General features: G+C 45.7%; 21 protein-coding genes. 14 read left to right on the top strand and 7 right to left on the bottom strand.

Annotated features, from left to right (window positions below):
- Together L0659_RS10000 and L0659_RS09995 are read right to left on the bottom strand one after the other, a co-directional pair.
- A complete protein-coding gene (locus L0659_RS10000) occupies window positions 1–1,374 on the bottom strand; it encodes a leucine-rich repeat domain-containing protein (protein WP_235125803.1) in 1,374 nt (457 codons plus the stop codon).
- A 117-nt stretch (window positions 1,375–1,491) separates the two neighbouring features.
- Window positions 1,492–2,466, bottom strand: a complete 975-nt coding sequence (locus tag L0659_RS09995; protein ID WP_235125802.1) for a polyprenyl synthetase family protein — start codon at window positions 2,464–2,466, stop codon at window positions 1,492–1,494.
- Between the two features lie 230 nt (window positions 2,467–2,696).
- On the opposite strand from L0659_RS09995, the gene L0659_RS09990 reads away from it, so the two are divergent.
- Window positions 2,697–3,608 (top strand): patatin-like phospholipase family protein, encoded by a 912-nt coding sequence (locus L0659_RS09990; RefSeq protein ID WP_235125801.1) that lies wholly within the window; start codon window positions 2,697–2,699, stop codon window positions 3,606–3,608.
- Window positions 3,609–3,696: 88 nt separating this feature from the next.
- On the opposite strand, the gene L0659_RS09985 is transcribed toward L0659_RS09990, so the two are convergent.
- Window positions 3,697–7,047 carry a carboxypeptidase regulatory-like domain-containing protein gene (locus tag L0659_RS09985; RefSeq protein ID WP_235125800.1) on the bottom strand — a complete coding sequence of 1,117 codons (3,351 nt, stop codon included), beginning with the start codon at window positions 7,045–7,047 and terminating at the stop codon, window positions 3,697–3,699.
- A gap of 410 nt (window positions 7,048–7,457) precedes the next feature.
- Here L0659_RS09985 and L0659_RS09980 point away from each other — a divergent pair, with 410 nt between their 5' ends.
- The gene (locus tag L0659_RS09980) at window positions 7,458–8,234 is read left to right on the top strand and encodes an alpha/beta fold hydrolase (protein ID WP_235125799.1); all 777 of its coding nucleotides are present in this window, start codon (window positions 7,458–7,460) and stop codon (window positions 8,232–8,234) included.
- Here the strand turns inward: L0659_RS09980 and L0659_RS09975 are convergent.
- Complete coding sequence (locus L0659_RS09975; protein WP_235125798.1) at window positions 8,227–8,595, bottom strand: hypothetical protein; 369 nt, start codon at window positions 8,593–8,595, stop codon at window positions 8,227–8,229. The genes L0659_RS09980 and L0659_RS09975 overlap by 8 nt on opposite strands.
- Window positions 8,596–8,738: 143 nt before the next feature.
- Here L0659_RS09975 and L0659_RS09970 point away from each other — a divergent pair, with 143 nt between their 5' ends.
- The 5 genes from L0659_RS09970 (at window position 8,739) to L0659_RS09950 (ending at window position 12,735) form a co-directional block, all read left to right on the top strand.
- Window positions 8,739–9,443, top strand: a complete 705-nt coding sequence (locus L0659_RS09970) for an SAM-dependent methyltransferase (protein WP_235125797.1) — start codon at window positions 8,739–8,741, stop codon at window positions 9,441–9,443.
- Between the two features lie 95 nt (window positions 9,444–9,538).
- Window positions 9,539–10,240: a hypothetical protein gene (locus tag L0659_RS09965; RefSeq protein WP_235125796.1), complete on the top strand. Its 702-nt coding sequence runs from the start codon at window positions 9,539–9,541 to the stop codon at window positions 10,238–10,240.
- A gap of 76 nt (window positions 10,241–10,316) precedes the next feature.
- Window positions 10,317–10,955, top strand: a complete 639-nt coding sequence (locus L0659_RS09960) for an MBL fold metallo-hydrolase (protein ID WP_235125795.1) — start codon at window positions 10,317–10,319, stop codon at window positions 10,953–10,955.
- A 3-nt stretch (window positions 10,956–10,958) separates the two neighbouring features.
- On the top strand, window positions 10,959–11,678 hold the full coding sequence (pssA, locus tag L0659_RS09955) for a CDP-diacylglycerol--serine O-phosphatidyltransferase (protein ID WP_235125794.1): 720 nt from the start codon (window positions 10,959–10,961) through the stop codon (window positions 11,676–11,678).
- A 55-nt stretch (window positions 11,679–11,733) separates the two neighbouring features.
- A complete protein-coding gene (locus L0659_RS09950) occupies window positions 11,734–12,735 on the top strand; it encodes a 3-oxoacyl-ACP synthase III family protein (protein WP_235125793.1) in 1,002 nt (333 codons plus the stop codon).
- A gap of 5 nt (window positions 12,736–12,740) precedes the next feature.
- Here the strand turns inward: L0659_RS09950 and L0659_RS09945 are convergent, their stop codons facing one another.
- A complete protein-coding gene (locus tag L0659_RS09945; RefSeq protein ID WP_235125791.1) occupies window positions 12,741–13,100 on the bottom strand; it encodes a CoA-binding protein in 360 nt (119 codons plus the stop codon).
- 144 nt (window positions 13,101–13,244) lie between these two features.
- Between L0659_RS09945 and L0659_RS09940 the strand changes: the two genes are divergently transcribed.
- Window positions 13,245–13,817, top strand: a complete 573-nt coding sequence (locus tag L0659_RS09940) for an NUMOD4 domain-containing protein (protein WP_235125790.1) — start codon at window positions 13,245–13,247, stop codon at window positions 13,815–13,817.
- A gap of 13 nt (window positions 13,818–13,830) precedes the next feature.
- On the opposite strand, the gene L0659_RS09935 is transcribed toward L0659_RS09940, so the two are convergent.
- Complete coding sequence (locus tag L0659_RS09935; RefSeq protein ID WP_235125789.1) at window positions 13,831–14,127, bottom strand: iron-sulfur cluster assembly accessory protein; 297 nt, start codon at window positions 14,125–14,127, stop codon at window positions 13,831–13,833.
- Window positions 14,128–14,272: 145 nt separating this feature from the next.
- Between L0659_RS09935 and L0659_RS09930 the strand changes: the two genes are divergently transcribed.
- Window positions 14,273–14,791, top strand: a complete 519-nt coding sequence (locus L0659_RS09930; protein ID WP_235125788.1) for a hypothetical protein — start codon at window positions 14,273–14,275, stop codon at window positions 14,789–14,791.
- A 53-nt stretch (window positions 14,792–14,844) separates the two neighbouring features.
- Window positions 14,845–17,253: an endonuclease MutS2 gene (locus L0659_RS09925; protein ID WP_235125787.1), complete on the top strand. Its 2,409-nt coding sequence runs from the start codon at window positions 14,845–14,847 to the stop codon at window positions 17,251–17,253.
- Window positions 17,254–17,328: 75 nt separating this feature from the next.
- On the opposite strand, the gene L0659_RS09920 is transcribed toward L0659_RS09925, so the two are convergent.
- Window positions 17,329–18,564 (bottom strand): sugar MFS transporter, encoded by a 1,236-nt coding sequence (locus L0659_RS09920; RefSeq protein ID WP_235125786.1) that lies wholly within the window; start codon window positions 18,562–18,564, stop codon window positions 17,329–17,331.
- A gap of 243 nt (window positions 18,565–18,807) precedes the next feature.
- Between L0659_RS09920 and L0659_RS09915 the strand changes: the two genes are divergently transcribed.
- From L0659_RS09915 to L0659_RS09900, 4 genes are all read left to right on the top strand, one after another.
- A complete protein-coding gene (locus L0659_RS09915) occupies window positions 18,808–19,935 on the top strand; it encodes a Gfo/Idh/MocA family protein (RefSeq protein ID WP_235126837.1) in 1,128 nt (375 codons plus the stop codon).
- A gap of 39 nt (window positions 19,936–19,974) precedes the next feature.
- Window positions 19,975–21,120, top strand: a complete 1,146-nt coding sequence (locus L0659_RS09910) for a Gfo/Idh/MocA family protein (protein ID WP_235125784.1) — start codon at window positions 19,975–19,977, stop codon at window positions 21,118–21,120.
- Window positions 21,121–21,138: 18 nt separating this feature from the next.
- Complete coding sequence (locus L0659_RS09905) at window positions 21,139–22,191, top strand: sugar phosphate isomerase/epimerase (protein WP_235125783.1); 1,053 nt, start codon at window positions 21,139–21,141, stop codon at window positions 22,189–22,191.
- A 91-nt stretch (window positions 22,192–22,282) separates the two neighbouring features.
- The gene (locus L0659_RS09900; RefSeq protein WP_235125781.1) at window positions 22,283–25,690 is read left to right on the top strand and encodes a ThuA domain-containing protein; all 3,408 of its coding nucleotides are present in this window, start codon (window positions 22,283–22,285) and stop codon (window positions 25,688–25,690) included.
- Window positions 25,691–25,743: the final 53 nt, after the last annotated feature.

Below are 25,743 nucleotides of genomic sequence, written 5' to 3'. Positions count from 1 at the left end.
TCAATAAAACACTTCAATGTTCTTGCTTTTCAACTGGCCGAGCTGCCTGCTGTATTTGGTCTCCGCATCGTCCTTGACAAACGGATTACCACGGAGATAGAGCTTTTCCAGCTGTTTTATTTCCAAAAGCTGCTCCGGGAAATCCGGGAAGTTGTTTGACGAAAGGTCCAGCTCCTGTAATTTTACAAATGCGGTCAGTTCAGGTGGGAAATTTGTAAACCAGTTGAACCCCAGATCGAGGATTTTCAGGTTTTGCATTTTGGTAATGCTTGCCGGAAGTTTGCTCAGGCGGTTGTGATGCGCATATAATGTATGAATGCGGCCCAGCTTGTCAATCCGTTCAGGCAATGCTTTGATCTGGTTGTAGGAAACAGCCAGATGCGTCAGCTTTTTCAGTTTGGTGATAGAGGTTGGCAGCGTTTCAAGGTTATTGTAATACAAATCCAAAACTTCCAAGTTCTTCATTTTTTTAATTCCCCTGGGCAAAATGGCAATGTCCGATTTGTAAAAATTCAGGTCTTGCACTTGCTTCAATTTGCGGAAACTCCTATTCGATAATGCGGTAAGCTCATTGCCGCCCAGCCACAATATGGCCAGCCTTTTGGATTTACGGATTGTATTCGGAATGTCTGTAAACTTATTTTCTTTCAGGTTCAGTAATTTCAGCGACTTGTTTGCCGAAAGCTCAAAACCGTTATTACTCAATTGATTTTTCTGTAAATGCAGCTGGGTCAGTTTAGGAAGCCGCTTCATGTCAATGTTCAATGTTTGCAGCTCATTATCACCTGCATACAACTCTTCCAGATTTGGAAAACGATAAATGACATCCGGCAATGTCTTTAATTCCAACTGATTGAGATAGAGCCTTTTGATTTTTAATGTATCCTGGAAAACCAATGCTGTTTTTAAATCAACCACCGAACTATCCCCGCGCCTGACCTCCCGGATCACGGCTTGCTTTCCAATGGTTTTCAGCGCGACAACGGAGAATTTCTTCCCTGGTTTGGAAACTTTCCATCCGTCAAATCCGGTCAAAAAAGCATATCTGGCATGCGCGTCGAGCGAATCTTTGTTATAACCTTCCCCCGTGCTAATGTCAAAAATGACGTAATCCAGGCTACCGGATTCGTTGATGTACATTTGGGTAAATACGGAAATGCCTGGATCAGGATTTTCAGGAAATGCTGACGCGATGATGAGGCTTGTCTTATTCATGACCTCCGTGATAAAAGCACGTTCGCCGCCTTCGTAATCATTGGCCAACCTCATGTTGTCAATGCCTTCTTTTTCAACATTTTTTAAAGATACCACCTTCATTTGTGCATAGGCAGAGTGTATGCACAAGCAGATCAATGCAGAGAATATAGCTTTCATGACATAAAGGTTTTTATGGAAGTGCTAACATAACTAAAAGTTTAGTCATATTATTATAGTTACTTACATATTTTCCTTTAAAAGCTTCAAATTAATCCGCAGTTGGCAGATTACCAGCTACTTACTTCTTTCTATGGTATATTGAACGAGCTGTTCCAGGGAATGGCGGTATGGTGATTCGGCAAATTCATACAAAAGCGCCCTCGCTTCCTCGACGTAACGCTGCATCACTTCCTGCGCATAACCCAGGCCGCCGGAATCTTTTACGAACGCGATTACTTCACTTACTTTTTTAGGTTTGTGGCTTTCGTTGCGGATAATGTTGATGATTCTCCGTTTTTCAAGCCAGGTTGCCTTGTTAAGGGCATAAATAAGCGGAAGCGTCATTTTTTTCTCCTTAATGTCAATCCCAAGCGGTTTACCGATCTCATCTTCACCGTAATCAAAAAGGTCGTCTTTGATCTGGAAGGCCATTCCTACTTTTTCGCCAAACGCGTGCATACGCTTCACAATGTCGGCCGTTGCACCCACAGAACTGGCGCCTACTGCGCAGCAGGACGCAATGAGGGAAGCTGTTTTTTGTTTAATGATCTGATAGTAAACCTCTTCGTTAATGTCGAGCCTGCGTGCTTTTTCAATTTGAAGCAATTCCCCTTCACTCAACTCACGAACCGCAGTAGAAACGATTTTAAGGATATCAAATTCCCCGTGATCCACGGATAGCAAAAGTCCGCGTGAAAGCAGATAATCACCTACAAGGACGGCTATCTTATTCTTCCACAATGCATTAACAGAGAAAAATCCACGGCGGTAATTGGAATCGTCCACAACATCGTCGTGCACGAGCGTGGCCGTATGGAGCAGTTCGATCAATGCGCCGCCCCGGTAAGTAGACTCCGAGATTTGTCCGCAAACACCAGCGGAAAGAAACACGAACATAGGCCGGAGCTGCTTGCCTTTGCGGCGGACAATGTAATTCATGATCTGGTCCAGCAGCATTACGTCACTTTTCATAAACTGACGAAATTTGTGCTCAAAGGCCTTCATTTCATCTGCAATCGGGACCTGGATTTCCTTTATTGAAAGGGTCATATTAATGGACGAGGGCTTCAAAAATCCCTCCTGATATAATAGGCGCTGAAAAAACCGGGATTAGTTTTCAAGGTTTTTCCGCTCCTGAACTCTGATCTTCAAATTTGGAATAAAATCTTCTGTTTATATCAATTTTATTATGAAAATGTTTAGAATTGAAAAAATTAGGATAGGGATCTGTCGTTCTACCATTCAATCACTGCGCCGGCACCCCGGTCAAACAACATTACATGAAAGCATTAGTGCTGGGAGGAGGATCAATGAAAGGCGCCTTTCAGGTCGGCGTAATACAGGCTGTGCTGGAAAATGGGTTTGAGCCCGAAATGGTTTACGGCATTTCGGTAGGCGCGTTAAATGCAACATTCCTCGCCAACGAAGCTGGGAAGCAAATGCATGAGAAGAAAGCCGTTCAATGGCCGCTTGTCAGCAGGAAACTGCTCGAATTCTGGATCAAAAACATTACGCAGCCACAGGACATTTCCATGCTCCGCTCCCGGGTAATGCTGGGTATGGCCACGCTGATGAGCCGCTTTGACGGGATCGTGGACCCTATGCCATTGCATTCAATGATCCGGAAGCACGTGAACGATCAGTTTCTGCGCAACAACCCTGTTAAGCTAAAAGTAGGAGCAGTCAACATCGGCAGTGGGGAAATTAAATATGCCTCGCCGGAGAACCCGCACTTTCTGAGCTATGTATACGCCAGCTCGTCCATCCCGATGCTGATGCCTGCGGTTGAGATTGAGCAGCAGCTTTATCTGGATGGCGGTCTGCGCGAAGTGGCGCCTATTCGTCAGGCCATTGAAGACGGCGCAACGGAAATTGTGCTCATCTCCTGCCATTCACCGCTTTTGTACCAGCCGGAAGACATGAATTCCAGGAATCTCATCACATTAATTGAGCGCGTAAGGGACATTACGGTCAATCAGATCGTGAACAGCAACATTGCCTGGGCGGAGTCATTTGTTGACCGTTCCAACCTGCGGGGAAAACCCATGAAACTAACCGTAATCCGCCCCACCGCACCGCTTTTTCTCGACCTGCAACATTTCACATCCGAAGACATTTCCCGATTGATTGTAGAAGGTTACCGGGCTGGAATGGAGGTTGTTATGGCAGGTGCGGAGAAAGTTCAGAAATAATAAATCGGCATTATATAAGCAAAAAAAGAGTCTGTCCCATATCGGAACAGACTCTTTTTGTCATTCAACCAGTGGCCTCAGCCGGTTATTAGTTGAAAATGTAACGGATACCGATTTGGGCTTGCCAAACGTCGTTGATCGTACGACCTTTTACGAAAGCGTCGCGAACCAAAACCGTCTCACCGGCAATCACTTGTGTTCCCATTCTATATGAAGGAACGCCGTCGGCTGAAACGCTTGCGAAGTTCAGCGGGTTAGACTGTGTAGCGTTTGATGAAACCGTAACCTGGTTTCCTACACCCCATTTGTTGTTGATCATGTTTCCAATATTGAACACGTCAGCACGCAGACGGATAATGTTCTTTTTGTCTTTTGCGCCAACTTTCACGTAGAAATCCTGCTCAACTGTCAGGTCAAAACGTGTCAGCCAGGGATAAGCACCGCCGTTACGCTCGGTGTATTGTCCTTTTCTTTTTGACAAATAAGGATGGCTGTCGATGTAGCTTTGGAAGGCTTCTCTTTGCTGCTCAGGTGAAAACGTGTAAGTTTTTCCGTTTACAGTTGTCGTAGAAGTTACGAAATTGATTTCGGAAGCGCTTTTTGGCACATATAGCAAGTCATTGTTCTGACCGTCACCATTCATATCCGTTGAGCTGATGTAAGAAAGCTTCGTTCCGCTGTTGGAAACACCGCCTAATGTGATCATCGTTGCTCCACCGATTTTACCGCCATATTCTTTTCTATAAGAAACGTAACCTACAAAACGGTGACGCAAGTCGTTACCAGACCATGCCAGATCCAGGTTGTTCAAACCATTGATACCCGGCACGTTACCTTCAACTGTACTCGAAACGGATGCAATGTCTTTTGCCTGTCCGTAAGTATAACCCACCATTCCACCAAAGCCGCGGGTTGCCGCTTTTTCCAGTTTTCCTGTGATCGAGTAAGAGTAACCTTTGTTAGTGTTGGTCAACACATAAACATTGGAAATGTCTCCGTTGATCAAACGTGCCGTTGTTGCAGCTTGTCCGGATAGTCCGGATGCCGGGAAGCGGTCACGCGTGTCGCTGCCTACGAAGTCTGCACTTGCAGGTTTCAGGTTCACGTCAATGTAGCGCAATGCATTGTAGTTTTTATTGAAAATACCTTCTACGGTTGCAATTACACCCCAGCCCAGCTGCTGATCGATACCAATGTTGCTTTTCCAAACCTGTGGGAATTTCAGATCTTCATCTGAGGCATTAACCTGGTAACCAGTCAATTTCTTGGATTGTTGGGGATTGTATCTGGAAGGGTCCAGGGTGAAAGGAAAGTCCACAGTGTTGCTTCCTTGAACCGTTGCAGAGTTCACACCATTGTTACCCAGTTGGTTGGAGATCAATACATAAGGAATTCTAGATAAGAATAGCCCCGTTCCACCGCGAACCTGCGTGGTTCTGTTTCCTTTCACGTCCCAGTTGAAACCAAGGCGAGGCGAAAGATAAATCCGTGCTTTTGGAACATTACCTGTATTTACTTTATAATCAGCACCTTCATTATCTTTAAATGTTAATGCGGCTACATCTGGATTATAATATTGTTTCGAAGTGTTCGGGATGGTGATATAATCTCCGCGAAGACCGGCTGTAACCTTGAAGTTTGGCGCAACCTGATATTCGTCCTGAACATACAAACTAAACGTCTGTGTCTTGAATTCCTGCCAAGGTGCAGAACCGTCCGGAAGCAATGAATAACGATAGTTGAAACGAACCAATGTGTCCGGCGCAACCGTCAAATTTGGGTTAGCCAGATATGCATTGGCTGCATTTTTAAAATCCTGGATCGATTTGAACACGTAAACCCCGTTCGAAGTTGGGAAGAACAAGTTGTTCGATTTGAAATATTCGAAAGAAGCACCCGCTGTTAACGTGTGTTTTCCGGCGAAGTAAGTCAGGTTATCCGTAATGTTCAATGTGGAGTAATCCAGACGGTTATTAGGCGTAAAAGGATCGGAACCGATTGTCGTGTAAGTTGATCCGTCTTTCTGGATTTCCACGGTTGGGAAAATCGGCGCTTTGTACTTTCTATCCTCGATCTGCTTGTTGAATGTTCCGATCAGGTTGTTGGCGAATTTACCTCCGAAGTTGGAGTTCAGTTCCGCTACGAAAGAGCGCGTATTATCCTGGATGATGTAACCAGTATTCTGAGGAGAAATTGCGGATAGTGAGTTCGTACGGTTACCAAAACCTGCCGTGTTACTGCTATTGCTTTGGCTGATCAAAACGTCCGAATCAGAATCATGGTGCGAGTAACGCAATGTCAGTTTATGTGCGTCGCTGATGTTGTAGTCGATGCGCGCAAGGAATTTGTTACTCTTGTTCTCGTTGTTGAAACCATCGATAGCACCGATATCATATTTAAATTTATCCTTCATAAATGCGCCAAGATCTTCAAGATCAGCAGCCGTTGTGCGGGAAACATTGTCTCCCGACTGTCCGCGGTTCAGCACAAAATCCAATGCCGGGCTTGAACGTTTTACAAACTCACCATTAACGAAGAAAAAAAGTTTATTCTTGATGATCGGCCCGCCCAGACGGAAACCTGTCGTTTTCTCACTGAACTCGGTAACATTGATCTTGTTGCCATCGGCTTTGTCACCCGCAAGGCTTTTGTTTTTGAAAAAATGGAAAACCGAACCTGATAATTCGTTTGTTCCTGAGCGCGTCACGGCATTAATACCAGCTCCTGCAAAACCGGACTGGCGAATGTCGTAAGGGGCAATGTTGATCTGAACCTCTTCAATCGCATCCAGGGATATCGCCGAAGAACCTGTGCGGCCACCGGCTGCTGCCTCGTTACCCAATCCAAAACCGTTGTTAAAAACAGAACCGTCGATGGTAAAGTTGTTATAGCGGCTGTCCTGGCCTCCAAATGAGCGGCCATTGCCATATGCATTGTATTTTGTAATGTCGTTCAGTGTCCTTCCCAATGTTGGCAGGCTGGTCAGCAAGCCTTTATTGAATGTAGTTGCTGCTCCTGTGCGGTCTGAACTGAAAATGTCGCTTCCGGCGCCTGTTACAACCACTTCGCTGAGTTCGGTAGAACCGTCTTGCAGGTCGAAGTTAACATTGGCGGCAGTTCCGAGGTTAGCAAAAATGTTTTCCTGCGATTTGTCGCTGAACCCTACAAATGAAACCGTTACGGTGTAAGGACCTCCAACGCGGACAGCCGGAATCGTGTAAAGTCCCTGATCATTAGTCACGGAACCATACTTACTTCCTGATGGAACGTGAATGGCTACGACAGTCGCGCCCGGAAGCACCTCTCCTTTGCTGTCTGCCACACGGCCTGTAATTGCTGACGAAGTTACCTGCGCCCGGACTTCGGGACTGAACAGGGACATTAGGAAGACAACCAGGCCAAAGCCTGCTGCCCTGAAAAGTAAACTTTTCACGTTCATAAAATTAGTTGATTTGGTTTTTAATATTAGTAGCTTCATCGAAGGCGATGAGTAATATTTACCGTAAAATAAATTCTTTTTTATTTGAATAACAAAATCGCAAATCCTACTAAAATACAATACTAATCCGCGTAACTGCTTGATTTATTGAAATAATGCAGAATTCTGTAACAATTATTCAATATTAAAAACATTATCAAATTGTTAAGAAATCGGCCAGTGCGCTCCATTGCTTTTTAAAGCAATTATTGGCCTGCTAACCAGTTTTTTGGGCTAAAAAATAAATTTTTGCAACACCCGCAAAATGATCTTAGAAAATCAATGTTGAATTAAAGCTGGCCTGGTTTTGTCCTTCTTATAAATAGGCCGACTTTTGCATTTCGACCATTAAAAACATTGACATCAGCATAATGCAACTCAACTATAAACAGATCGGTGAGAGCGGAAGGCCCATGATTATTCTTCATGGCGTTTTCGGTTTCCTCGACAACTGGCTTACAATTGGCAAGACGATTTCCGAACACGGCTTCAAAGTCTATCTCGTGGACCAGCGCCACCACGGACGTTCCCCGCACGAGGGGCCTCTGGATTTCGCGACATTAGCAGCCGATCTGAAAGGTTTTTTAGAAGAACACCAAATTACTGATCCTATCCTGATCGGACATTCGATGGGGGGCAAGACGGTGATGGAATATGCCGTGACTTACCCGGAAAGCCTCAAACAGCTCGTGATCGTAGACATAGGCCCGAAAGCCTACCCGATCCATCACAAAAAGATATTGGAAGGGCTCAATGCAATTCCTGTCAGCGAGATAGAAAGCAGGAACCAGGCGGACGAAATACTCAGCGAATACGAGCCTATTTTACCGGTGCGTCAGTTTTTGCTTAAAAATTTATACAGAAAAGACGAAGGCGGTTTCGGATGGCGGTTCAATCTGCCCATTCTGACATCCGATATGGGCAAGGTAGGATCGGAGATTGTTTCCAAACAAAAAATTGAAGCCCCCACCCTTTTTATCAAGGGTGAGAACTCCAAATACATCGTTGATGAAGACTGGGAAGGGATACTGAAAATCTTTCCGAATGCCCGGCTTGAAAACATTGCCGATGCCGGACATTGGGTGCAGGCTGAGCAACCGAAAGCCTTTGTTGCCGCGCTGCTAAAATTCCTGGAAGAGACTACCTGACATATTTAAGCCGCTGATTATTGCAGGGCGTAACGATCATTTCGCTGCCAGACAGTTCTATTTCCCAACTGGGACAACTGATACAATTGACAACTGCGCATAATGGATTCGGCGGAAGTGCAACCTGCGGCTTGACCGGCATTACATTGCCATTGATAATGAGCGTTCCGGGGGCGCAGCAACGTGGTTTACCATCGGTGTCCAGGATCACACCGTCGGAACGGAAGATCAATGTATCCGCTTTGCCGGGTACGATGGCCTCCCAAACATTTTTGGTGCCATCAATCGCATTTTTCTCAACCGCTGTGAGAATCCATTTGCCCTGAACCGATACCAGGTCCGGAGAGTCCATGGCCTCCATTGTGTCTTTTTTACATGACAACAACAGGGCAATACAGAAGGGTATGTATAGTAACCGTTTCATTGTTTTTAACTTTGTTCTTTCATATATGATGCAAATCAGGTGAATAAGGTTGGAAGAGAATTTAAATTTCAGATTAACTTATGAATCAGGCCCATTTAAAGCTTTATCTTATTCCTACCGTCCTTGCAGATGATACTCAGCAGAAAGTGCTAAGTCCCCAGATTCTTAGTACGATCCAAAATCTGAATGTATTCTTTGTAGAGAATGTCCGGACCGCCAGGCGCTTTATCAGCAGCCTCAGGCTGGGTAAGGTAATTGACGAACTCACATTTATCGAGCTGCACAAGGATACGCCCGAGCACGTTACGCGGGAGCATTTGCGGGCGCTTGCCCAGGATGCAGGCGTGCTGTCGGAAGCGGGTTGCCCAGGCGTCGCTGACCCCGGCGCTGTGGCGGTGGGCCTGGCCCATATACTGGGCATTCAGGTGGTGCCGTTGGTAGGCCCTTCCTCTATTTTACTGGCGCTGATGGCTTCCGGGCTGAGTGGCCAGTCTTTTGCGTTTCACGGCTATTTGCCCATTGATAAACCCGAAAGAAAAAAAGCTTTGCAGCAGCTGGAACGCGACGCCAGACAATCCGGACAGACGCAGATTTTCATGGAAACACCATTTCGTAACAACACATTTTTAGAGGCGATCCTCGAATCATGCGCAACCGATACAATGCTTTGTATTGCTGCTAATGTGACGGGTGAGGATGAGTTTATTAAGACGATGTCTGTCAAAAACTGGAAGTCGGCCAAGCCGGATCTGCATAAGAAGCCGACGATCTTTTTGATTGGTTAAACATAAAAGTTATACAATCTTTCCAACCATATGCCCTGAGGACTGATCTTAATGGTAATTAAAGTCAATAACTCAACCACAAACTTTACTTCGCCATGAAAAAATGGATTTTATTTTCAGTCTTGTCACTGGCTGCATTCATGTTAGCCTGCAATGATGATGACTCACTTAATCCCGTTTTTATTTCTGACTCTGCATTCGAAACCGGCACGGACGGCTGGGCCGCTGAGTTTGCCGAATATGCTACAACCACTGATTCACTGACATTGCGCATGCTTGCGTTGCGGTCCCGGCTTCCAACCGGCCTGGATACCAGCAAATATGCTTATCTCGTAGAGGCTTCCAATGGCAGCGATGATATGTTTATGTATCTGAAAAAGAAGCTTACCGGCTTCAATGCAAACCAGGTTTATAACATTTCGTTTGAAGTGACCATAGGGACGAATTATCCCGAAGGCGGCATCGGCTCAGGAGGCGCCCCCGGCGGTGCAATGTTTCTGAAAGCGGGTGCATCAGGCTTTCAGCCAGGCAGGACGCTTGTGGATTCAGTTTACGAATTCAATCTCGATAAGGGAGTTCAGTCAGAAGAAGGTGTTGATGCTGTAATTATCGGAGATGCGACCAATGGCACGCCGCAGAGCACATTCAGGCTCGTTCAGAAGTCTAATGCAAAACCATTTGCCGTGAAAGCCAATGCGAACGGGGAAATCTGGCTTTTTGTCGGGGTGGATTCTGGTTATGAAGGCATTAACACCGTGTATTACGACCGGATCAAAGCATTGATCACTGCACAGTAAAAAGCCGGGCATAGACATTTTAAATGAAGTCTTTTGTAACTTCGTCCAAAACATTACAGCTCTTACATTTATAAAAATGACCGCAGTCCAGACTTTTACATTCAACCCGTTCCAGGAAAATAGTTATGTTCTTTACGACGAAACGGGCGAGGCTGTCATCATTGATCCGGGCTGTGTTGAGAAAGATGAATATCAGGAGTTGTATGATTTTATTGAAAAAAATGGCTTGAAGCCCGTCGAGATCATCAACACGCATGCACACATTGATCACGTTCTGGGCGTAGCCGCTGTAAAAAGGAAATACAACATTCCGTTTGCATTGCACCAGATCGATGAACCCTATCTGAGAGCTGTTAAAAGTTATGCTTCGAATTATGGCTTTAATCAGTTCGATGAGCCTGAAATTGACCGTTACCTGACCGATGGGGAAATCGTAAAATTTGGTAATTCTGAGCTGGAAGTCATTTTTGTCCCCGGCCATGCTCCCGGACACGTTGCATTTGTAAGCCATGCCGATCATTTTGTCGTGGGCGGCGATGTGCTGTTTCATATGAGCATTGGCCGCTCGGATCTGCCGGGTGGAAACCACGAAACGTTAATCGAAAGCATTCGTACCAAAATGTTTACATTGCCGGACGACTACAAAGTCTACGCAGGCCATATGCAACCAACGACCATTGGTTTCGAAAAGAAAAACAACCCTTTTTTCAGATAACCCATGATCCGCCGCAACATTCCCAACGCCCTAACCTGTGCCAACCTGCTATGCGGATGCATCGGGGTTGTAGAAGCGTTTCATAATAATCTGGTTATCTCGTGTATTTTAATAGGTGTAGCGCTTGTTTTCGACTTCTTTGACGGCTTTGTGGCCCGATTGCTGAAAGTGAGCTCTGCCATTGGAAAAGATCTCGATTCCCTGGCCGATATGGTTACGTTCGGATTGCTGCCGGCGATTATCGTTTATCAGCTCCTGATGCAGAGCATTCCGGATCTGTTCGGAATATGGAAAGCCTATCCTGCTTTTATCATCGCCATTTTCTCGGCAATAAGGTTGGCGAAGTTCAATCACGATCCGCGTCAAAGCGATTCCTTCATCGGCCTGCCGACACCAGCCAATGCCATGCTGATCGCTTCCTTGCCTATTATCCTGTTAACCGAAGCCCCTTTTTGGAAAGACATTATTGTCGACACCACCAATCTGCTCGTACTATCAGTTGTCATGTCGTTCCTGCTCGTCATGGAAATGCCATTGATTGCCTTAAAATTCAAGCATTTCGGCTGGAAGGGAAACGAATTCCGGTTTTTGCTCATTGGATTCACAGTGGTTCTGATTTTAACACTCAAGATCCTGGCTGTGCCGGCCATTATCATTCTTTACATCCTGCTTTCGGTCGTGGATAATGTCACGAAAAAGGATCGATCGATTGGTAACATTTAGTTTTTGTTGCAACTTTGTCCCGGGTGTTTTCAAGTAAAATCTTTGCAAAAAAAGTATGGCTTTCTCTAAAATAACCGGTCTTGGCTATTATGTTCCTGATAACATTATCACCAATAATGACCTGACCCAATGGATGGAGACTTCGGATGAATGGATCCAGGAACGGACCGGGATCCGCGAACGCCGCTATTTTGAGCACGGAAAAGACACCAATTACAGCATGGCAGCAGCAGCCTCCCGGCAAGCACTTGAGCGCGCCGGTTTGCAGCCTAACGATATAGATGTGATCGTTTATGCCACCATTACACCCGACTATTTCTTCCCCGGCTCCGCATTTTTAATGCAGCGTGAGCTCGGCATGGATGGGAAACCCGTGATCGATATCCGGCAGCAATGCTCCGGGTTTGTGTATGCATTGTCCATTGCGGACCAGTTTATCAGATCCGGCATGTACAAAACGGCGCTGGTAGTTGGCAGCGAGATCCAGTCGTCATGGATTGATAAGACCACGGCCGGCCGGAACACGGCTGTAATCTTCGGAGACGGCGCTGGGGCAGCGGTTCTGACCGCCACTGAAGATCCCCAACATTGTATATTATCTACACACCTTCACGCAGACGGGCGTTTTGCGGAAGATTTATATGTAAAAGAACCAGGCAGCAGCCGCCCCGGCCGGGCTGCCACAAAAGAAATGCTCGACGAAGGAGGTTTTAATGTTCATATGAACGGAAATGCTGTTTTCAAACATGCAATCGTTCGTTTTGGAGAAGTGATCAATGAGGCGCTTGAAGCGAATGGATATCAGCAAAGCGACCTCGACTTACTGGTCCCGCATCAGGCCAATATCCGTATCAGCGACTATGTCCGGCAGCAATTAGGGCTGTCTGAGGCACAAGTAGTTAATAATATTCAACGTTTCGGTAACACCACCGCAGCCTCGATCCCCATTGCCATGGCAGAAGCCTGGGAACATGGCCGGTTGAAAGATGGGAATCTGATTTGTCTGGCTGCCTTTGGAAGCGGGTTTACGTGGGCTTCTGCGCTGATCAGGTGGTAAATAGCCTAATATTGGCCAACTGAAAGCATTACAAGCGTGCATCCCTCTATTGGTATGATATTTTTATCTTCAAGGATGCTTTTAAATTCAGGATTCTCTGTACCGGGATTAAAGATGACGCGTTTAGGGTTTAAAGAAAGGATATAATCATAATATTCGGGCTGATGAGTTGGATTAATGTATAACGTCACTGTATCTACATCTTTCCAGTCTTTTTTGTCCAAATGAATTTCTTCACCTAATGCAGTTCCCTTTCTCCGGCCAAGGAGCAAAATCGGATGTCCGTAATTCCTGAGTTTTTGTGCGGCCAGATAAGCGTATCTGGAAGGATTTGAGGTTGCTCCTAGGATAAGCGTGCGCTTCATGCTTTTTGATTTAGTTAATGAAAAAGGAACCGTATTCCGATTACATTAACAGCGAAAGTATGCAAAATCGTTTCCAAGACAACAAGCCCGGTGAGGTAGGGACTTAAAAAAGCTTTAAAAACTAATTATATATCTTGTATCAAAATGAATGAGTCAAATGTAAGTCGGAGTTTCTGGAACGAAAAGTGGGCAAAAATTATATTCGACGAAATCGAGAACGCTCCTCATTACGAAGTATCAAATTATGGCAGGTTAAAGAGCTTTCAAAATAATCCAAAAGAAGGTGCGGTTATAAAAGGCTCTGTGATACAAGGTTACAGGTCGCTCAACATAAGGGTATCAGGTGGTAAAACCATTAACAGATACGTGCACAAGCTTGTAGCAGAGCATTTTGTTGATAAACCAAGCGATGAACACATTTTCGTGATCCACTCGGATTTTGAGAAACAAAACAATCATTTCGAGAATTTGAAATGGGTTACCAAGGCCGAAATGATCGAGCATAACCGTGAAAACCCGGCGTTTATCAATCGCGTAATTCCAAGAAGGACAAAGAATTATAAGCTAACGGAAAGCAAAGTAAGGATCATTAAGAAGCTGTTAAAGAACGATAATAACCGCCTAAAAATGATTGCAAAGCAGTTTGGGATCACGCATACGCAGCTTAACAGGATCCGTTCGGGAGAAAACTGGAAACATGTAACCATTGAAGATTAAAGCAAATACTTAATTACACTTTTTCCTCAGTGGAAACCGTATAACCAGTGCCGTTCGCTCCTTCCTCGAAATCGACAGACAAACCGATTACGTACATGAGGTGTCGCCTGTCTACAAAGATCTTAATATCATCCACCACATAAGTCTGGTCATGCTCGGTTGCGGTGTCGAAACCCAGCATAAATGAACCGCTGCAGGCGCCGCCTTTGAGTCCCACCCTTAACCCATAAGTATCTGGAATTTTATTGGCGGCTAATGTTGTTCTTATTTCTGATTTGGCCTTTTCTGTGAGCTGAACAGGGCTTTCCATTTGAAATCTGATGCAATGTTGTGTTAAGTATCTCCTTGAACACGAAAGATTGCCAATGCATTCGCTATTTCAAATAATTCTCTGCTTAATGCAGTTATTCCTTTAATTTTGCGGTTTATTGATCAAAATCAGCATTCTAAAAACGATGGAATATTATTCACTGCTTGTTATTTTCGTACTTGGCCTAGCCATAATCTTCGGCATATACTTAACCATTACGACCGTAGCAACCAAGTTGTCCGATAAGCAAAGATGGGAGATTCGCGGCAAGCATACCGACATCACACTTCCCCTGAGATTGCAGGCTTACGAACGCATGTGCCTTTTTCTAGAACGGATTGCCCCCAATAATTTGTTGTTAAGACTGGTTTCCTCCGCTATGAGCGCATTGGAATTACAACAAATCCTATTACATGAGATCCGCGAAGAATACAACCATAATGTTGCACAGCAAATGTACATCAGCAGCAATGCATGGGAGCAGGTTACAAATGCGATGAACGAAACGGTTGCGGTCATCAACCAGGCTTCTACCGAAGTATCAGGCGAAGCTCCGCCGGCGGACCTTGCCAAGAAGATATTTTCGCACGTGATCGAGAAAGAAGTACAACCTTCGTCGCATGCATTAAAAGTCCTGAAAGAGGAAATCAGGACATTATTTTAAATATTAAAAGAAAGAGCTGACGGCTAATAGCCCGAAGCAGACAGTCATAAAAAATGCTTTATCCCAATACATTAGAACAGAAATTAGGTTTTGACAAGCTGCGGGAGCGGCTGAAAGAGGCTTGTATAAGTCCGCTGGGCCAGAGTTATGTTGAGAAAATTAAGTTTTCAGAAAACTTTGGACTTGTTGAAAAGCTGGTAAGCCAAACCGCCGAAATGCAGAAGATCATGCAGATCGGCGAGAATTTTCCTTCTCAGAATTACATTGACGCCACTTCCTTCTTGAGGCGTGCCGCTATCGAAGGAATGCTGCTCACGCAGGCAGAATTTTCTGACATTAAAGTTTCACTGCTCACGATCAGACTTTGCCTTCGATTTTTCGAAAACGAAGAACCGGAAGCTTACCCTATTTTGGGTGAATATGCCAAAACCATTCGGGTGGACAAGGCCATTACCGACGCCATTGACCGCATTATCGATGACCGCGGCCAGATCCGGGATTCGGCTTCTTCTGAATTATCACGCATCCGGAAACGGCTTATATCCGAACAGGCAGGAATTCGTAAAAAGCTGGATACGATCCTGAAATCGGCACGCACCAACGGCTGGGTGGGTGACGATGTTTCGCTGACCATAAGAAATGGCCGGATGGTCATTCCCGTTGCCGCCGAGCACAAGCGCAAGCTGCGGGGATTCGTTCACGATGAGTCGGCCACAGGGCAAACCGTATTTATTGAACCGACTGACGTTTTTGAATCCAATAACGAGATCCGCGAACTGGAATATGAAGAGCGCCGTGAAATTAACCGCATCCTGCTCGAACTGACTGCCCAACTCCGGCCTTACGTCCCGGACCTGCAAAAGGCTTACGGCTTTTTAGGGTTAATGGATTTTCTGAGGGCGAAAGCGAAGCTGGCTGCGGAAATGAGCGCGATCAACCCACCATTTTTCAATAAACAGTTCATCAACTGGCGGGACGCCAGACATCCGTTATTACACCTTTCCTTCCAAAAACAAGGCAAGAAAGTGGTTCCCCTGAACATTGAATTGCAGGAAAAAGAGCGCATTCTCATTGTTTCCGGTCCTAATGCGGGTGGAAAATCTGTGTCACTGAAAACAGTCGGGCTGATCCAGTATATGTTCCAATGCGGCTTGCTGGTGCCGGTTGCAGAAGGTTCAACCATGGGATTTTTCCAAAACATTTTCATCGATATTGGTGATGAGCAGTCCCTTGAAAATGACCTGAGTACGTACAGTTCGCATTTGACCAACATGCGTCATTTCCTGGCCATGGCGAACAGGCGCACGCTGTTCCTGATCGACGAGTTCGGAACCGGAACAGAGCCTGGCTTAGGTGGAGCGATTGCAGAAGCAATCCTGGAAAATCTGACAAAATCAGGCGCATATGGTGTGATCAACACGCATTATACCAACCTGAAAGTGCTTGCCGACAAAACCGAAGGACTTGTAAATGGCGCGATGCGCTTTGATGGTGAACATTTGGAACCGCTTTACCAACTGGAAATCGGAAGGCCGGGCAGTTCGTTTGCATTTGAAATCGCATCTAAAATCGGGCTGCCGAATGCTGTGGTTGACCGGGCAAAGGAAAAGCTCGGAACACAGCAGGTGAATTTCGAAAAACTTTTGAAAGAGCTCGACATTGAGCGACGGGTTTTTGCAGAAAAGAACATTGAGGTCGGCATTAAGGAGCGCAAGCTGGCCAAACAACTCGCTGACTACACTGCGCTTAAAGAAAAGCTGGACAACAACGAGAAAAAGATCGTTAATGAAGCGAAGCAAAAAGCCAAAACCCTCATTTCAGATGCTAATCAACTGATCGAGAACACCATCCGTGAAATCAAGGAAAATAAAGCCGAGAAGGAAAAGACCAAAACGGTAAGAGTTGAACTTGAAAAATTTGGTAAGAAAAACCTTGAACTGGAACAGGTTACCGAAGCGGCGCCTGCGGAGGATATTTTTGAACCCGAAAGCGGCGACATTATCCCTGGAAGTTACGTCCGGATTGTTGGACAAACGGCTATTGGCGAGGTTATTGGACTAAGAGGAAAGGATGCCGAAGTGCGGATAGGAGATCTGAAATCCACCATCAAGCTGAGCAGACTCGAAAAGGTTTCCAACAAAACTTACAAGGCAGCCACCGGCGAGAAAAAGTTAAAAACCAGCGCGAAAGGTGTCGATTTGAATGAGCGGATGCTCAATTTCAGTTTTAACCTGGATATGCGCGGCAAACGCGGAGAAGAAGCATTAGGCCTTGTGGACCAGTTTATGGATAACGCCATTATGCTCGGCTATGACGAGCTGCGCATCGTGCATGGAAAAGGCGACGGAATCCTGAGAACATTGGTAAGGAACCATTTACGAGGCTATTCGCAAGTTTCCGGCATGCAGGACGAGCATCCGGACCGTGGCGGCGCGGGAGTTACCATTGTAAAATTGAAATAATTTTCATTTGGAAATGGCTGGAAACAAAAAATGGGTGCTCGAGGGCACCCATTTTTTGTTTGATATATGTTTGGCTCAATGCGCTGCTGCTGTGGAAGTTGTTGTCGCGCCACGGCCTTTCATCCAGAAGTAAAGAACTCCGAATGCAACGATCAGGATCGCGGGGAAAATGATCATCGTGCTAAGCGTCGCCTGACCGGCTGCCAGCTCCATTTCATCACCGGTTAACCCGGCTGCTATTTTTTCAGCTTTGGCATCATCCAGCCATTTACCGATAACAGGCTGCCAGATTGCTGTTGAGAACATCCCTACCCCACCAACGATGGACATCCCCAGAGCACCGCTAAGCGGCACATTCTGCGCAATAAATCCGATCATTGTAGGCCAGAAAAGCCCAACGCCCATTGCAAAGATAACTGCCGCTGCATAAGCTGCTGGTCCGGTTACCGTGCTGAACAGGTAAATTCCGACTGCCGCCAAAATGGACGATCCCCAAAGAATTCCGGTTGCGCCAAGGACTTTAACAATCGGAGATGCGAAGAAACGGATCAGAGCCATCAAGCCGGTTACAAGTGCAAGGATAAGCATTGGGCTTGCACCGCTTTTGCTCATGATCAGGCCCGTCCATTGCTGTGGTCCGAACTCTGAAATAGCTGTAAGGGCCATGCAAAGGAAGATAAATATAAACAAAGGCGACGCCATTGCTTTCAAGTTCTCGCCGATTGAAGTTACACCTGCAACGTGAGGCTTAGGAAACGCCTGGCCCCAGAATAAGAACGCATAAATCACAGTTGGAATCATAATCACCCAGATTTGCGCCTGCCATCCAAGGTTAGCATCGGTCATGAACTTTGAAATCAAACTACCGACAACAATCCCGCCCGGGAACCACATATGGAAGCGGTTCAGCATTTTATTCATTTTCAATCCTGAATAAGTATCTGCGATCATTGGGTTACAAGCAGCCTCAGTACATCCATTTCCAATTCCAATGAAAAATGTGGAAACAAGAAGCCCAACATATCCGCCTGCATAAATCGTCATCAAAATACCGATGATATGGCAAACAAGCGCGACCTGCATAATGATTCTTGGACCAACAGAATGATAAACAAGCCCTCCGATAATCATAGAAAGAGGAAAACCCAGGAAGAACATGGAGTTAATAAAGCCCAGCTGCTCCGCCGTAAGGTTAAATTCAACGCCCAGCTGTGGAAGGATACCCGCCCGGATACTAAAAGAAAAAGCGGTGGTAATAAGTGCAAAACAACTAGCATTAAAAAGCCTGTCGCTATTGATTGTTTGAGTCATGAGACTAAAAGGGTTTGTTATTTAAAATAGATGATTAACCTTATGGAGACTGCTGTTTTTATTTAAGAATTTCACAGAAAAAACAAATAAACGGTTTTTCTACTGCATTTAGTCATGCCCGGGAAGTGTTTTTTAAGTGTTAAAATTATATTTGTAAGAAGTAAGAGTCATCTATACTACTCTTTAACATGTTATAAATCTTTTCAAAACTTTAAACCAACTGGAATGTCAAGAAAGATTAGGATGGGTATGGTGGGCGGATCGCTTGATGCCTTTATAGGCGGGGTCCATCGCCGTGCTGCTATTATGGATGGAGAAATAGAGCTGGTTTGTGGTGTGTTCAGTTCAGATCCTTCCAAATCAAAGGAAACCGGCAGGGCGTTGTATTTGCCGGAGGACAGACTTTATAACGATTTCGAGGAGATGATCCTCAAAGAAAAAGAACTTCCCGAAGGAGAACGCATGGATTTCGTGGCTATCGTAACGCCCAATCACATGCACAAAGCGCCCACGAAACTGGCGCTCGAAAACGGTTTTCACGTCGTTTGCGACAAGCCTATCACATTAAATACAGAAGAAGCAGAGGAAATTACAGCATTAGTTGAAAAAACCGGGCTGATTTTCTGTCTTACCCACAATTATACAGGCTATCCGATGGTCAAGGAAGCGAAGCATATGATCGCTTCGGGCGCCATTGGTGAGATCAGGAAAGTGATCGTGGAATATCCGCAGGGCTGGCTGGCCACATTGGTGGAAGTGACTGGCAATAAGCAAGCTGCATGGCGCACAGACCCAAAACGCTCAGGCGCAGCGGGCGGATTAGGCGACATTGGAACACACGCAGAAAACCTGGCTGAATACATTACCGGATTGAAAATCACCCAAGTGTGCGCGGACCTCACCATATTCGTAGAAGGCCGCTTGCTGGACGATGATGCAAACGTATTATTGCGTTTCAATAACGGCGCAAAAGGAATTCTTCAAAACAGCCAGATTGCCAACGGCGAGGAAAATGACCTGAACATTCGTGTATATGGCGAAACCGGCGGCTTGCAGTGGAAGCAGCTTGACCCTAACACATTGATCCATAAAACCAACCAGGGTGCAAGGATCATCCGCACTGGCGTAGGTAACTTGTCCAAAGCGGCCCAGGTGCATACCCGCATTCCCGCAGGTCACCCGGAAGGTTATTTTGAAGCATTTGCAAACCTTTACCGCAATTTCGCGCTGCACGTAAGGGCTTATTGGGAAGGCGGCCAGGTTGATCCGGTTTATGATTTCCCGTCTGCACAGGATGGCCTTAGGGGTATGAAGTTCATTGATGCCGTCATTGCATCAAATGCTACGGATACCAAATGGACCAATTTCTGATCTAAATCTTTTTTCACCTTTTCATTCAATACCCGTTTTATGAACAAAATTAAAGTTGGCGTTGTCGGAACCGGCTTCATTGGGCCTGCACACATTGAAGCTTTGAGACGGCTTCCCAATGTAGAAGTTGCTGCACTTTGCGAAGTAACCGCCGAGCTTGCCAAAGAGAAAGCAGATGGACTCGGAATCGCCCGTTCCTATACATTTGATGAGTTGCTGAAACAAGATGACATTCAGGCTATTCACATTTGTACACCAAACTTTCTTCACTATTCCCAGTCAAAAGCCGCACTGCTTGCAGGGAAACATGTTATTTGTGAAAAACCACTTGCCAAAGACCTGCACGAAGCAGAAGAGCTCGTGAAACTGGCTGCTGAAACCGGCCTTGTCAATGCCGTTCACTTTAATTTACGTTACTATCCTTTGGCGCGCCAGATGAAATCAATGCGTGAAAAGGGCGAATTGGGCGAAATTTATTCGTTTATCGGTTCTTACCTGCAAGACTGGCTGTTTTACCAAACCGATTACAACTGGCGTCTGGAACCAGACAAATCAGGTGATTCCCGGGCGATTGCCGACATTGGCTCGCACTTAATGGATATTCTGGAATACATTACCGGATTGAAAACCGTTGCCGTGATGGCCGATTTCAACACCGTTCATAAAACACGTAAGAAGCCGCTTAAAGCCGTTGAAACCTATTCTGGTAAAATGTTGCAGCCGGAAGATTATGCCGATGTTCCTATTACAACGGAAGATCATGCGAACGTTTTGCTTCGGTTTGATAATGGGAACAAAGGGGTTATCACTGTTTCACAAGTTTCTGCTGGCCGCAAAAACCGCATGAGCCTGGAAATTTCTGGATCAAAGAAAACATTCAGCTGGTGCTCCGAGTCACCCAACGAAATGTGGATCGGGAACCGCGACAAAGCCAATGAAATCCTGATGCGCGACCCGTCTCTGGTGAATGAAAACGTTCGCTCCACCATCACATTCCCGGGCGGACACAACGAAGGCTTCCCGGACACTTCAAAACAAATGTTCAAAGAAGTGTACGCTGCCATCACAGCCGGAAAACAACCCGAAAACCCAACATTCCCAACCTTCGCCGACGGCTACCGTGAGTTGCTTATTTGCGAGAAGATTTTGGAAAGCAACAAAGCGCAGGCTTGGGTAACTATTTAATTTTGAATCATTTACATTATGAAAACAATAAAAGGACCTGGAATCTTCCTTGCCCAGTTTTTGGGTGACGAAGCTCCGTTTAATTCATTGGATGCTATTGCGGACTATATGGCTGGTTTGGGCTATAAGGGTTTGCAGCTTCCTACGTGGGACCCGCGCGTGATTGATGTGAAGCAGGCGGCAGAATCTCAGACTTATGCAGACGAACTGAAAGGTAAATTGGCTGACAAAGGTCTGGAAATCACTGAACTGGCGTCACACATTATCGGACAATTGGTTGCTTCGCATCCGGTTTACGATGAAATGTATGACGGTTTTGCAGTTCCGGAAGTAAGAAATAATCCAAAAGCGCGTGCTGAATGGGCGACACAGCATTTGAAATATGTTGCCAAAGCCAGCGCGAATCTTGGACTGAAAGCAAGCGCAACATTCTCAGGCGCATTGGCATGGCCATTCCTTTATCCATGGCCGCAACGCCCTGCTGGTTTGGTTGAAACTGCATTCAAAGAACTGGCTGCGCGCTGGAAACCCATTTTGGATGTCTACGACGAAAACGGCGTGGACGTATGTTACGAACTACACCCGGGTGAGGACTTGTTCGATGGCTCAACATTCGAAATGTTTGTTGATTATCTGGACGGTCACACGCGTGCGAACATTAATTATGACCCAAGCCATTTCGTTTTGCAGCAACTGGATTATCTGCAATTCATCGATCTTTACCACGACCGCATCAAAGCATTCCACGTAAAAGACGCTGAATTCAATCCGACTGGTAAGCAAGGCGTTTACAGCGGTTTTGCAGGCTGGGCTGATCGCGCAGGCCGTTTCCGTTCATTAGGCGATGGCCAGGTTGATTTTAACAGTATTTTCTCTAAACTATCTCAGTATGATTACGATAGCTGGGCGGTTTTGGAATGGGAATGCTGCATTAAGTCACCCGTTCAGGGAGCGGCGGAAGGTGCGCCGTTCATTGAGAGCCACATTATAGAAGTAACTACGAAAGCATTTGACGATTTTGCCGGAACTGGTGCAGATGAAGCATTCAACCGCAAGGTGTTAGGACTTTAATTGTCGAACTCACAAGTATATTGAAAACCTATTTTCCTTATGGAAGATAGGTTTTTTTGCTATATCAGTTAACCCAATTATGACTCTAAGAATGAGTAACTTTTTAAATCAAATTTTACCAAAACAGCTGCGGAAAGTTGGCATTGTGGCAATGGCCTGTTTTTGTGTAAATGCAATCGCACAAACCGTGACACCTGAAAAACGGGTGCTCGTTTTCTCTAAAACCGCAGGCTTCCGGCATTCATCCATCCCGGCCGGGCGAACCGCACTGATTAAGTTAGGCAAGGAAAAAGGCTTTTCCGTCGACACAACGGAGAATTCTTCTGTCTTTAACGAGAAAAATTTACAAAAATACAGCGCAGTCGTTTTTCTGAACACCACCGGAGATATACTGAATGATAAGCAGCAGGACGCATTTGAGCGCTACATTCAGGCTGGCGGCGGTTACCTCGGCATTCACGCGTCTACGGACACAGAATACGAATGGCCTTGGTATAACAAGCTGGCAGGCGCACAATTCCTGAGCCATCCGGGCAATCCGAATGTGCAGGAAGGTGAAGCTTACGTGGTGAATGACAAGCACGAATCGATGACCGATTTTCCTAAAAAATGGAAGATTAAGGATGAGTTTTATGACTTCAAAAATTTCAATCCGAAGGTGAATGTGCTGGTTAAGATTGATGAGAAATCTTACAAAGACGGCAAAATGGGCGATGATCACCCGATGTCCTGGTATCACGAATATGATGGCGGAAAGGCATTTTATACCAATTTTGGACATGAGGACGCAACATTCGTTAATCCGGTTTTTGTAAAACATTTGACTGGCGGCTTAAATTATGTTATGGCTTCCAAGCTGGATTATTCCAAATCACGTCCGGAAGAGAACCGCTTCACCAAGAAAGTGCTGGCAACAAAACTGGACGAGCCAACCGAGCTTGCTGTGCTGGACGATCAACGCGTTTTGTTAAGTGAGCGTAAAGGAAAACTTAAACTTTATAATCCTAAAACCGGTAAGATCAAGGTCGTTGCAGATGTTCCGGTATATATCAAACAGGAATATGGCTTAATGGGCCTGAACATTGACCCGAATTTCAAGGCCAACAAGCTGGTTTACCTTTATTATTCGCCGCCTTCGACAGAAAAAGACACCGCTCAGCATTTGTCCCGCTTCAAATATGATGATGTAAAAGACACATTGCTGCTTTCAACCGAGGAAGTTTTGCTGACGGTTCCGGTAAAAAGAACAGATTGCTGCCACACAGGCGGTTCGATTGCCTGGGATGCAAAAGGAAATTTGTATTTATCCACAGGGGACGATGTAAATCCTTTCCAGTCAAATGGTTACGGACCTATTGACGGGCGTCCGGGTCGTGAAGGCTGGGATGGCAGACATACATCTTCCAACACGAATTCCCTTCGCGGTAAAGTGTTGAGGATCAAGCCGAGATATGGAGATCGCCGTGCGAACATGCCGGGTGGCACCAACTTATATGACATTCCCGAAGGAAACTTGTTCCCTGCCGGAAACCCAAAAGCAAGGCCCGAAATTTACGTTATGGGAACGAGAAACCCTTACCGGATTTCGATCGATCAGCATACAGGCTATTTGTATTGGGGCGACGTAGGCCCGGATGCTTCTAATGATGATCCAAAACGCGGTCCGCGCGGATATGATGAGGTTAACCAGGCCAGAAAAGCGGGTTACTTCGGTTATCCCCTATTCATCGCCGACAACAAGCCTTACGTTGATTTCAATTTCGCAGACAGCACGTCGGGGAAACCATTTGATCCGGCTAAACCGATCAACAATTCCCCGCATAACACTGGTTTACAGGAACTTCCGCCTGCGCAGCCTGCATACATTTACTATCCATATGCCGATTCACGAGATTTCGGGGCCATTGTAGGCAAAGGCGGGCGTAATGCAATGGCAGGACCGGTTTATTATGCTGCTGATTTTCAGGACAGCAAGGCCAAATTTCCAGGATATTATAGCGGCAAATTCTTCGCTTACGATTGGATCCGGGATTACATTAACATTGTAACCATGAATGAGCAGGGCGATCTGCAAAATATCGAGCGCTTCCTGCCCAATACAAAGTTCAGTCACCCGATTGACATGCAATTTGCCAATGATGGGTCATTGTATACATTGGAATACGGCCCTAACTGGTTTGCACAAAATGACGAGGCAAGCTTGTCACATATTACTTATAATGCAGGAAATCGCGTTCCGGTTGCATTAGCCACTGCTACAAACACCGTGGGAGCAGTTCCTTTAAAAGTCAATTTCTCGTCAAAAGGCTCTATCGATCACGACGGCGATGCGGTGAAATATGAATGGACATTTGGTAAAGGACTCCCAAAAAGCACGGTTGCCAATCCAAGCTTCACTTATGCAAAACCAGGAGAATATGTTGCGATTTTGAAAGTGACAGACAGCGCAGGAAATTCCAACACTTCGGAAGTGACTGTAAAAGCGGGCAATGCTATCCCAAAAGTGGATGTGGCCATTAAGGGAAATAAGACATTCTATTGGAATGATAAACCTGTGAATTACGAAGTTTCCGTGGCAGACAAGGAAGATGGAAGTCTGGCCGACAAAAAGATCCCGGAGGACGAAGTAACGTTGACCATTAATTATCTGGAAGGTTTCGACAAAACGCAATTGGCGCAAGGCCATGTGGCAAATACAGGTTTCGAAACGGGTAAACGCCTGATCGAGCTGAGCGACTGCAAGGCTTGTCATTCCATTGATAAAAAGTCTATCGGACCGGCTTATATTGAAGTAGCGAAACGCTATGAAAAGGAACGTAATTCCGTGAAGACGCTGGCTGATAAAGTGATCCGTGGCGGTGGTGGTGTTTGGGGAGAGCAAGCTATGGCAGCGCATCCGCAGCACAAACCGGAAGAAGCGGAGGAAATGGTAAAATACATTCTGTCTCTTGCAAAGGAAAAAGTGGTGGATAAAAAGCCGCTGAAAAGCACATATGTAACTGAGGCAAAGAAAAAAGACGGTTCATATATTTTCACAGCCAGTTATACAGATAAGGGAAGTGCTGCCATGGGACCATTAACCGGTTCAAAAACCATCGCATTGCGCCCAGCAACCATTCTGGCCAACGCAGCGGACAGCACCAGCAATATTTTCAAATTTAAAAATGAAAAAGGCGGTGAAATGGTCATCGGCACCAAGAACGGCAGTTTCATCTCATTTGATGACATTGATCTGAGTGGAATTTCAAATCTGTCGGTTGCCGTAACTTCCGTTGCGGAAAGAACAGCGGGCGGAATACTGGAAATCCATCTGGACAGCGTTTCGGGACCCAAAGTCGGCGAAGGGAAGGTAGATAAGGCTGAGACGATCAACATCCCTATCAAGGCCCCGGCAGACAATAAGCTGCACAAACTATTTTTCATATTCAAAAACCCCTCAGCAGCCTCCAAACCACTCTTCGGAATCGAATGGATAAAGTTCGACAGCGCAGCAATGTAAAGTTTTAATGTTATTTAAATAGAAAATGCTGGCTTCGAGAGGGGCCAGCATTT

It is taken from the genome of Dyadobacter sp. CY347 (assembly GCF_021502655.1).
Lineage (GTDB): Bacteria > Bacteroidota > Bacteroidia > Cytophagales > Spirosomataceae > Dyadobacter.
The sequence above is the reverse complement of the archived record's forward strand: the minus strand, read 5'-3'. Positions and strand labels throughout refer to the sequence as shown.

What these genes read in the sequence shown, in the direction of transcription:
- L0659_RS10000 (WP_235125803.1), bottom strand. Translation starts at nt 1,374, where the DNA reads ATGAAAGCTATATTCTCTGCATTGATCTGCTTGTGCATACACTCTGCC.
- L0659_RS09995 (WP_235125802.1), bottom strand. Translation starts at nt 2,466, where the DNA reads ATGACCCTTTCAATAAAGGAAATCCAGGTCCCGATTGCAGATGAAATG.
- L0659_RS09990 (WP_235125801.1), top strand. Translation starts at nt 2,697, where the DNA reads ATGAAAGCATTAGTGCTGGGAGGAGGATCAATGAAAGGCGCCTTTCAG.
- L0659_RS09985 (WP_235125800.1), bottom strand. Translation starts at nt 7,047, where the DNA reads ATGAACGTGAAAAGTTTACTTTTCAGGGCAGCAGGCTTTGGCCTGGTT.
- L0659_RS09980 (WP_235125799.1), top strand. Translation starts at nt 7,458, where the DNA reads ATGCAACTCAACTATAAACAGATCGGTGAGAGCGGAAGGCCCATGATT.
- L0659_RS09975 (WP_235125798.1), bottom strand. Translation starts at nt 8,595, where the DNA reads ATGGAGGCCATGGACTCTCCGGACCTGGTATCGGTTCAGGGCAAATGG.
- L0659_RS09970 (WP_235125797.1), top strand. Translation starts at nt 8,739, where the DNA reads ATGAATCAGGCCCATTTAAAGCTTTATCTTATTCCTACCGTCCTTGCA.
- L0659_RS09965 (WP_235125796.1), top strand. Translation starts at nt 9,539, where the DNA reads ATGAAAAAATGGATTTTATTTTCAGTCTTGTCACTGGCTGCATTCATG.
- L0659_RS09960 (WP_235125795.1), top strand. Translation starts at nt 10,317, where the DNA reads ATGACCGCAGTCCAGACTTTTACATTCAACCCGTTCCAGGAAAATAGT.
- pssA (WP_235125794.1), top strand. Translation starts at nt 10,959, where the DNA reads ATGATCCGCCGCAACATTCCCAACGCCCTAACCTGTGCCAACCTGCTA.
- L0659_RS09950 (WP_235125793.1), top strand. Translation starts at nt 11,734, where the DNA reads ATGGCTTTCTCTAAAATAACCGGTCTTGGCTATTATGTTCCTGATAAC.
- L0659_RS09945 (WP_235125791.1), bottom strand. Translation starts at nt 13,100, where the DNA reads ATGAAGCGCACGCTTATCCTAGGAGCAACCTCAAATCCTTCCAGATAC.
- L0659_RS09940 (WP_235125790.1), top strand. Translation starts at nt 13,245, where the DNA reads ATGAATGAGTCAAATGTAAGTCGGAGTTTCTGGAACGAAAAGTGGGCA.
- L0659_RS09935 (WP_235125789.1), bottom strand. Translation starts at nt 14,127, where the DNA reads ATGGAAAGCCCTGTTCAGCTCACAGAAAAGGCCAAATCAGAAATAAGA.
- L0659_RS09930 (WP_235125788.1), top strand. Translation starts at nt 14,273, where the DNA reads ATGGAATATTATTCACTGCTTGTTATTTTCGTACTTGGCCTAGCCATA.
- L0659_RS09925 (WP_235125787.1), top strand. Translation starts at nt 14,845, where the DNA reads ATGCTTTATCCCAATACATTAGAACAGAAATTAGGTTTTGACAAGCTG.
- L0659_RS09920 (WP_235125786.1), bottom strand. Translation starts at nt 18,564, where the DNA reads ATGACTCAAACAATCAATAGCGACAGGCTTTTTAATGCTAGTTGTTTT.
- L0659_RS09915 (WP_235126837.1), top strand. Translation starts at nt 18,808, where the DNA reads ATGGGTATGGTGGGCGGATCGCTTGATGCCTTTATAGGCGGGGTCCAT.
- L0659_RS09910 (WP_235125784.1), top strand. Translation starts at nt 19,975, where the DNA reads ATGAACAAAATTAAAGTTGGCGTTGTCGGAACCGGCTTCATTGGGCCT.
- L0659_RS09905 (WP_235125783.1), top strand. Translation starts at nt 21,139, where the DNA reads ATGAAAACAATAAAAGGACCTGGAATCTTCCTTGCCCAGTTTTTGGGT.
- L0659_RS09900 (WP_235125781.1), top strand. Translation starts at nt 22,283, where the DNA reads ATGAGTAACTTTTTAAATCAAATTTTACCAAAACAGCTGCGGAAAGTT.